At 56.3% G+C, this 7,628-nt stretch carries 8 protein-coding genes; 4 read left to right on the top strand and 4 right to left on the bottom strand.

The genetic code is table 11. The features are described 5' to 3' along the window. On the top strand, positions 1 to 817 hold an 817-nt coding region (locus tag ACLQ7H_RS26970; protein WP_411755325.1), incomplete at its 5' end, for an AsmA family protein. A gap of 7 nt (positions 818 to 824) precedes the next feature. On the opposite strand, the gene ACLQ7H_RS26965 is transcribed toward ACLQ7H_RS26970, so the two are convergent. Then, a complete protein-coding gene (locus ACLQ7H_RS26965; protein ID WP_411755324.1) occupies positions 825 to 1,577 on the bottom strand; it encodes a CDP-diacylglycerol diphosphatase in 753 nt (250 codons plus the stop codon). Between the two features lie 91 nt (positions 1,578 to 1,668). After that, complete coding sequence (locus tag ACLQ7H_RS26960; protein WP_411755323.1) at positions 1,669 to 2,991, bottom strand: MFS transporter; 1,323 nt, start codon at positions 2,989 to 2,991, stop codon at positions 1,669 to 1,671. Between the two features lie 172 nt (positions 2,992 to 3,163). Here ACLQ7H_RS26960 and ACLQ7H_RS26955 point away from each other — a divergent pair, with 172 nt between their 5' ends. Continuing rightward, positions 3,164 to 3,310, top strand: coding sequence for a hypothetical protein (locus tag ACLQ7H_RS26955; RefSeq protein WP_411755322.1), 147 nt, complete (start codon positions 3,164 to 3,166; stop codon positions 3,308 to 3,310). 22 nt (positions 3,311 to 3,332) lie between these two features. Here ACLQ7H_RS26955 and yhjD read toward each other — a convergent pair whose 3' ends face one another. After that, on the bottom strand, positions 3,333 to 4,328 hold the full coding sequence (gene yhjD, locus ACLQ7H_RS26950; protein ID WP_411755321.1) for an inner membrane protein YhjD: 996 nt from the start codon (positions 4,326 to 4,328) through the stop codon (positions 3,333 to 3,335). Between the two features lie 28 nt (positions 4,329 to 4,356). Between yhjD and ACLQ7H_RS26945 the strand changes: the two genes are divergently transcribed. Together ACLQ7H_RS26945 and ACLQ7H_RS26940 are read left to right on the top strand one after the other, a co-directional pair. Next, positions 4,357 to 4,623, top strand: a complete 267-nt coding sequence (locus ACLQ7H_RS26945) for a hypothetical protein (RefSeq protein WP_411755320.1) — start codon at positions 4,357 to 4,359, stop codon at positions 4,621 to 4,623. Positions 4,624 to 4,648: 25 nt separating this feature from the next. Then, positions 4,649 to 5,515 (top strand): crotonase/enoyl-CoA hydratase family protein, encoded by an 867-nt coding sequence (locus tag ACLQ7H_RS26940; RefSeq protein WP_411755319.1) that lies wholly within the window; start codon positions 4,649 to 4,651, stop codon positions 5,513 to 5,515. Between the two features lie 19 nt (positions 5,516 to 5,534). On the opposite strand, the gene pdeR is transcribed toward ACLQ7H_RS26940, so the two are convergent. After that, complete coding sequence (pdeR, locus tag ACLQ7H_RS26935) at positions 5,535 to 7,526, bottom strand: cyclic di-GMP phosphodiesterase (RefSeq protein ID WP_411755318.1); 1,992 nt, start codon at positions 7,524 to 7,526, stop codon at positions 5,535 to 5,537. Positions 7,527 to 7,628: the final 102 nt, after the last annotated feature.

Genomic DNA, 7,628 nt, shown 5'->3' with positions numbered 1-7,628 from the left:
ATTTACCGCCAAACGCATTGAGCATGGCAGTTCGCTGCCGCTGAGCGATCTGAATACCCACCTTAAGCTGGATAACGCGGTGATCCTGATGGACCCGCTGCGCTTCGGCGTGGCCGGGGGGAACCTGAATGCCACCGTCCGTCTTGATGGTAGCAAGAGCCCGATGCAGGGGCGGGTAGATATGCATGCGCGTAAGTTCCAACTGAAACAGCTGCTGCCGAACGTGGAGTCGATGAAGCGCAGCCTGGGGGAATTGAACGGCGATGCCAAGCTAACGGGTAGCGGCAACTCGGTGGCCGACTTGCTGGCGACCAGCAGCGGCGACCTGCGCCTGCTGATCAATGACGGCGTGATCAGCCGCAGCCTGATGGAAATCCTGGGCCTGAACGTAGGTAACTACCTGGTAGCTCAATTGTTTGGCGATGACGAGGTGGGGATCAACTGTGCGGCGGCGGATGTCGGCATTCGCAGCGGGTTGGCGACGCCACGGCTGTTCGTGTTTGATACGGAAAACGCCATTATCAACATCACCGGCAACATCAATTTCGCCACGGAGCGACTGGATCTGTCCATCGACCCGGAAAGTAAAGGCATGCGGGTGCTGACCCTGCGGTCGCCACTGTATGTCAAAGGGACGTTTAAAAACCCGGATGCTGGCGTGAAGGCTGGGCCGTTGATTGCACGCGGGGTGGCTGCGGTGGCGTTGGGCGTTGTCGTTGCTCCGGCAGCGGCATTGCTGGCCCTGGTTTCACCGAGTGACGGTGGCGAAGAAAACCAGTGTGGCAAGATCCTGCAGCAGATGAAGAACAAGAAGTGACCCAAGATTACTGTAGTACCTGGCAGCTGTGATCCTGGATCTCTTCGGCGGAGGCGAGATTCAGCTGCCACAGGTTACGTTTCACAGCCAGCAGCAGGAAATCCCCTCCTGGCAAGGCCGTCATCGCCATGCCGTAGCTCCCCATGCTTTCACGTGCGCCCTCAACGCCCTGAGCCAGCACACGGAATCCCCCAAGCTGCTTGAGTTCAGCAGCGCTGACGCGACGAGCTAAATAGTCATGTCCCAGCAATCCCCCAAGCAGCGGCTGCCAACTTTCGCTGAAATCCCCATGCAGCTGCGCCAGCCGGGTTTTTACCGCCGGTTGCAGGCAGGAGATATGGATATGCAGCTGATTTTGCGTACGGCCATATTCGGAGTTGATCGCCAGTGAGATAGCGGCATCGTCGATCGGTTTACCGAGTTTATCCGCCATAAAATGCCGGGCCTGCCAGGCTAAGGCGAAGAAGTTGGCGGTATCGGGCTGTAGTACCTGTGGGCTTTCAATGCCGGTGATTTTGGCCGTTGGCATCCACAGGTATTGCAATGGCCCGTTGCGGTCTTTCAGCACCACGAACCCTGCCTGCTCATCTACCTGTGCACAGGGGGCTGGATTATGGTTCTGCTGCTGATTAGGCAGGCACTGCTGGCTGACGATATGCCACAGCGCATCCGGGTGGGCCGGCTTCAGCCAGAAATAGGCGGCAATGGCGATAATCGCCAGCAACGCAACGGACAAACAGAGCCAACGGCGCAACGACATGGGCGGGCTTCCTCAGCAAATGGGGGGATAGCATAGCCGGAATTTGTGACAACAGACAAACGGCCCCCATAGACAGGGGGCCGGGAGAGGATTACAGCGACGTGTGGCGGGTTTCTTTCATCAGCAACAGCGCGATCAGCGTCAGGCTGGCCATGGCCGCCAGATACATACCAACGTAGAACAGCCCATAGTTGTTGGCCAACCAGGTCGCAATATAAGGCGCTACCGAAGCACCCAGAATAGAGGCCACGTTATACGAGAACGAAGCCCCGGTGTAGCGCACTTCGGTTGGGAACAGTTCTGGCAACAGTGCACCCATCGGGCCAAAGGTCAGGCCCATAATGCTCAGCCCAAGCAGCAGGAAAGCCATCACCAACAGCTGATTGCCGGAACCCAGCATGCTCGGGAACAGGAAGGCAAAGCCGATCATCAACAGGGTGATGACAATCATGGTCTTGCGGCGGCCAAAGGCATCGGCCAGCAAACCGGCGATCGGCACCATCACGCCAAAACCAATCACCGCCACCATCAGCATCCACAGGAAGCTGTTACGCGAATAGCCTAGCCCCAGCGGCTCTGCGGCCGTGCCGTAGGTCATGGAGTAAACGGTCATCAGGTAGAACAGCGTATAGGTAGCCAGCATGATGAAGGTACCCAGGATGGTGGCCTTTTTGTGCTTGCTCAGCAGCGTTCCGAGCGGGACCTTCACCTGTTTGCCTGCTTTGGCCACCTTGGCAAAAACCGGAGTCTCGTGCAGCGAAATACGCACATACAGACCAACCAGCACCAGCGCGGCAGAGAGGATAAACGGTACGCGCCAGCCCCAAGTCATGAACTGTTCGTCAGTCAGCAGCCAGGAGAGCAGCAGGAAGGTGCCGTTGGCGAAGAAGAAGCCGATCGGTGCACCCAACTGTGGGAAAGAGCCGTACAGCGCCCGCTTGTTGGCAGGCGCATTCTCGGTGGCCAGCAACGCGGCACCGCCCCATTCGCCACCCAGACCCAGGCCTTGGCCAAAGCGTGCCAGCGCCAGCAGGATCGGTGCAAAGATGCCAATGGTTGCATAGCTTGGCAGCAGGCCGATCAGCACGGTGGAAATCCCCATGGTCAGCAGTGAAGCCACCAAAGTCACCTTCCGCCCGACGCGATCGCCGAAGTGGCCGAACAGGGCAGAGCCGATTGGCCGCGCTACAAAGGCGATAGCGAAGGTGGCCAGCGATTGCAGCGTGGCGGCAGCAGGATCGCCCTGTGGGAAGAAGATATGCGGGAACACGATCACCGCAGCGGTAGCATAAATATAGAAATCAAAGAACTCGATGGCGGTACCGACCAGAGAGGCGACGATGACTTTTCCCCGGGAGTTAACCGGTGTGGACGCGGGTTCTGCGTCCAAGGGGGTTGCGATGGTGGCTTGCATAGTTATTTCTTATATTTTGACTAGGGAAAAATTCATCTTAGTCATAGCAAAATGGCTTTTCAACGGGGATGCTTTGTACTATCTGGCAAATAAACTGTTAAAAAGACTAATGTTTTAGCGAGATGGTGTTCTATGGTCGTTAACGTGGTGAAGTGAGCTATAAGCAGAGATAATGACTGGAAAAGGTGCAAAGAAAAGTTATGGGGTAGTTTGTTATGCTGGTTTTTGCCGGTTGGCCAGTCATGTTTTAGAATTATTGACTGCTTTGTGGTTTTGTATTTGGAATAAAAAACCAGTCGCAACCTTGCGACTGGCATGAATGCAATGCTGATGAGGGATATTCACTTACCCTGCGGCAGGGTTTGGTCCTCTTTATACTGTGCCGTGGCGATCCAGGCGGCGCAAAACAGCGTCAGACGGGCAAAAAAGTAGAAGAACGCCATCAGCCCGATCACCGAGCCAAAAGCGGCACCGGAAGGTGATTTGGCGACCTGCGGCAGCGTCATGGTCATCACAAACTTGATCGCTTCAAAACCAATTGCCGCGATTAGCGTGCCGCGCAGCAGCGCTTTTTTCTTCGGCTTATGGCGCGGCAGCATCCAGAAGATCCACAAAAACAGCAGATAGTTGGCAAAGATGGAGATCGACAGCGCGATCAGTGTCATCGCTGGCCGCAGCCATTCAATGCCATCCAGCCCCAGCGCATGCACGATAGCCGCCTGGGCAGAACCCGCAATCGAGGTTAACGACAGCGTGACGATCAGCGCCACCACCAGGCCGGTTAATGAAATAAAATCGCGGGTGTAGCGGAAATAGATTTTCTCCTGATCCTGCGGATTACGTTCCCAGACGTCACGGGACTGGGCGCGGATCGCCTCACGCAGGTTACCCATCCAACTGATGCCGGAGTACAGCGCCAGCGCCAGGCCGGTCAGGCCGACGGTGGTACGTTGCTGGATGGCGGTATTCACCGTGTTCTTCAAGGTACTGGCCAGCGTGGGATCGCTGATGCTATTGACGATCTTATTAATCAGTTCGGCCAGCAGGTCCGGGTTGGAAGCCAGCACAAAGCCCACGGCGGCAAACGACACCATCAGGATCGGGATCAGTGAGAGAAACGAGAAGTAGGTAATGGCGGCGCCAAACTGGCTGCCAAGACGGTCATTGAAGCGTTCGGTGGCTCGCAGCAGGTGAGCGATGGTGGGCCAGGCTTTAACGCGCTCTATCAGGCGAGCGAACCCCGAAAGGCCTTTATCCAGTTTTTGGTTGCCGGTTTTGATGGCGATCGTCGGTTTCTCAATGGCCTCAGGCTGCTCTGGAGCGGCTTTATTCTGCATTACGTCAGGGTATCCTTCAGGTAAATCAATGGGCATGTGCTTGATTATAGCCAAATATGCCCTCGATTTGGCCGTTATGGACGAGATTGGGTTAATTCTGATGATGACCTCTACCAACAGCTGCGAGCAAGAACGTTCGATTTTGTCCTATTCACCACACGTCTGTTTTTCTGCCGGATCCCTGCAATTTTATCTATCTCAGCGCCAGGAAGGCTTTTACTCATCTTATGGCGTGCGCTTTTTTATCCGGCATACGCCTACTGCAGCCGTAGGGGCTGGAACGGTTATTTCCTGAATCAATAGATAAAATGGAAGGTCTTATGAAATTATTCAATCATCCCACCTGCCGCCCATTTACCGAAGCGGGCAACCTGTCGCAACTTTCCGCTTATTACGAGGAAGATCGCCACATCATGTGGATGCTACTGCGTGCAGAGCCGCGCCCTTGCTTCAATCAGGCGCTGATAGAAGATATCATGACGCTGGCGCAGGCGGCGAAAGAGTCGACGTTGCAGTTCGACTTTTGGGTCACCGGCTCGCTGGTGCAAAACATGTTTAACGTCGGCGGGGATCTGAGCTTTTTTGCCGAAGCGATCAAAAACCGCAAGCGTGAGGCGATGATGGCGTATGCGCGGGCCTGTATCGACTGTGTGCATGCCGCAGCACGAGGCTTTGATACCGGGGCCATTAGCATTGCCATGGTGGAGGGGAGCGCGTTAGGGGGCGGTTTTGAGGCGGCATTGGCGCACCATTTCGTTTTGGCGCAGAACAACGCACGGATGGGATTCCCGGAAATCGCCTTCAACCTGTTTCCCGGGATGGGGGGTTATTCACTGGTGGCCCGCAAGGCAGGCATGCGCCTGGCGGAAGAACTGATCTGGAGCGGGGAGTCGCACACTGCCGAATGGTTCGAAAGCTACGGGCTGGTGGATCGGCTGTTTCAGCCGGGTGACGCCTATATGGCAACTCGTACCTTCATCGATACCATCAGGCCCAAGCTGAACGGTATGCGTGCCATGTTGCGCGCGCGCCAACGGGTCTTGCAGTTAACCCGCTCTGAACTGATGGACATTGCCGAAGATTGGGTGCACTCGGCCTTTACCATCGAGGAGAAGGATCGCCTGTACATTGAGCGGTTGGTGATGTTGCAGGATCGGCATGCGCTTAACCAGCGTCGTGCCAGCTAAGCGTTAATTCCTGCCCGCATCACTTTGGTGATTGCGGGCTATAGGTTTTCAGCCACTGCTCTAATTGCTCAGGAAGCATCGGGCGGGCGAACAGGAATCCCTGTTTTTCATCGACCCCGACGCAGTCCAGGAAGCGATTCTCACTGTCCGTTTCGACCCCTTCGGCAATCACCTTGAACTGTAACGCTGCGGCGACCGCGACGATGGCGCGTATCAGTGATTGCGATACCGGAGCCAGGTTTACGCCGCGCACAAAGCTTTGATCCAGCTTGATGGCGTCCAGCGGGATACGTGCCAGCTGGGCCAGAGAGGAGTAGCCGGTGCCAAAATCATCCAGGTGTACCTGTGCGCCCAAGGCCCGTAGCCGGGTGATCACCTCACGCGCCCGGTTTTCATCCTCTATCAGGCTGCTCTCGGTCAGCTCAAAGTCCAGTGTGCAGGGAGAAAGCCGGTTTTCTTGCAGCACCTCAATCAGATCGTTAACCACGCTGTCATCCACCAACTGCCTGGCGGAAAGGTTAACCGCGATGCGTAAATTCAGCCCCTGCTGCTGCCAAATGGCTGCCTGTTTAGCCGCAGTTTGTAGCACCCAACGGCCAAGTGGGGCAATTAGCCCAGACTCTTCGGCATAGGAGATAAACTGCAGCGGCGGGATCAGCCCGCGCTCTGGTGAATCCCAGCGGACCAGCGCCTCTACGCTGTGCACGGCTCCGTTGAGCGTAGTGACCTTGGGTTGGTAATACACCACCAGTTGCTGCTGCTCCAGTCCCTTGCGCAGGTTGGTATCCAGCCACATGTATTCGGCAACGCGGCGGTTCATTTCCGGCGAGAAGACGATAAAGGTGCGTTTACCCTGTTCCTTGGCGACGTACATGGCGGTATCGGCGCTGCGGATCAGGCTGTCCAGATCTTGGCCATGCTGTGGACACAGGGCAATGCCGATCGAACAGTTGGTGTAGACCTCGATCAGGCCGATGCGAAAGGGCGCTTGCAGACGCTCGATAATGCGCAGGGCCAACTCTTGCAGCATGATCCGATCGGCCTGGGTGACCAGCACCAGAAATTCATCGCCCCCCAGACGGGCAAGCTTTTCCCCATGATCCAGACAGCTGAGAATGGCGTGAGACACCTCGATCAGCAAGCGATCGCCAAACATATGGCCATAGGCGTCGTTCACTTTTTTGAAATTATCCAGATCGAGATAGACCAGCCCAACGTGGCTGTCACCGCGTTCGCTAATCGCCCGGTTAATGTCATCCTGAATGGCGTTGCGGTTTGGCAGGCCGGTGATGGTGTCGGTATTGGCCAGTAGGCGCAGGCGCTCCTGGGCGCGGCGTTCTTCGGTGATATCCGTCCCGGAACAGATCAGGAACACCTCTTTTTTGCCGCTGCCGCTGTGGACGAACTTGTTGCGGAACAGGAATAACCGCTCGCCTTTGACCGTTTTGATCCAGCGCTCCACCTCATAGGAGGCCCCGTTACGAAAGAAGTTGGCAATATTGCGCCGTGATGCTGCGGCCTCTTCGGGGCTCATAAACATCTTGAAGACGTTTTTGCCGATCACGTCCTGTTCCTGCAGGCCGGTGTACTCTTCGCTCAGGCGGTTAAAGCGCTGGACGCGACCGTGTTGGTCAACGATGACAATGACGGAATTGGCCTCTGACACCACCTGTTCGGCAAACGACAGGCCGTGCACCAAATCACGCGCTACAGCCTCGGTATCGGTATAGGCAGAGGCGGTGCCTGCCCACTCAAATTTATTGACCCGGCGGCCGACCAAATGCAGATGGATGGGCTGGCCGCTGAGCTGGATGGTCAGATCCAGGCTGGCGGTGACCCCGCTCAGACGGCGGATTTTCGCCGCCTGCATTTCGTCGAGGGCCACGGCAAGGTGCGTTTTGCCTTTGATTGCCGTCAACTCCAGGGCGTTGCTGTCAAACGCCAGATGCCAGTAAGGGCTGCTGGTGCCAAAATGGGTGTTTAGGAGTATCGGGCCTTGGTCTGCGAACATGTTCATTCCTCAAAAAGGGACAGCCGGACCCTACGCTGCAACCTGAAAGACGATGGGGATCGCGTGAACGACGTCTGTATAGAGTGTAAAAGAGAACCGCGC

Source organism: Serratia sp. (in: enterobacteria), from assembly GCF_046715635.1.
GTDB lineage: Bacteria > Pseudomonadota > Gammaproteobacteria > Enterobacterales > Enterobacteriaceae > Chania.
The sequence above is the reverse complement of the archived record's forward strand: the minus strand, read 5'-3'. Positions and strand labels throughout refer to the sequence as shown.

Coding starts and splice junctions, on each gene's coding strand:
- ACLQ7H_RS26965 (WP_411755324.1), bottom strand. CDS start 1,577: ATGTCGTTGCGCCGTTGGCTCTGTTTGTCCGTTGCGTTGCTGGCGATT.
- ACLQ7H_RS26960 (WP_411755323.1), bottom strand. CDS start 2,991: ATGCAAGCCACCATCGCAACCCCCTTGGACGCAGAACCCGCGTCCACA.
- ACLQ7H_RS26955 (WP_411755322.1), top strand. CDS start 3,164: ATGACTGGAAAAGGTGCAAAGAAAAGTTATGGGGTAGTTTGTTATGCT.
- yhjD (WP_411755321.1), bottom strand. CDS start 4,328: ATGCAGAATAAAGCCGCTCCAGAGCAGCCTGAGGCCATTGAGAAACCG.
- ACLQ7H_RS26945 (WP_411755320.1), top strand. CDS start 4,357: ATGGGCATGTGCTTGATTATAGCCAAATATGCCCTCGATTTGGCCGTT.
- ACLQ7H_RS26940 (WP_411755319.1), top strand. CDS start 4,649: ATGAAATTATTCAATCATCCCACCTGCCGCCCATTTACCGAAGCGGGC.
- pdeR (WP_411755318.1), bottom strand. CDS start 7,526: ATGTTCGCAGACCAAGGCCCGATACTCCTAAACACCCATTTTGGCACC.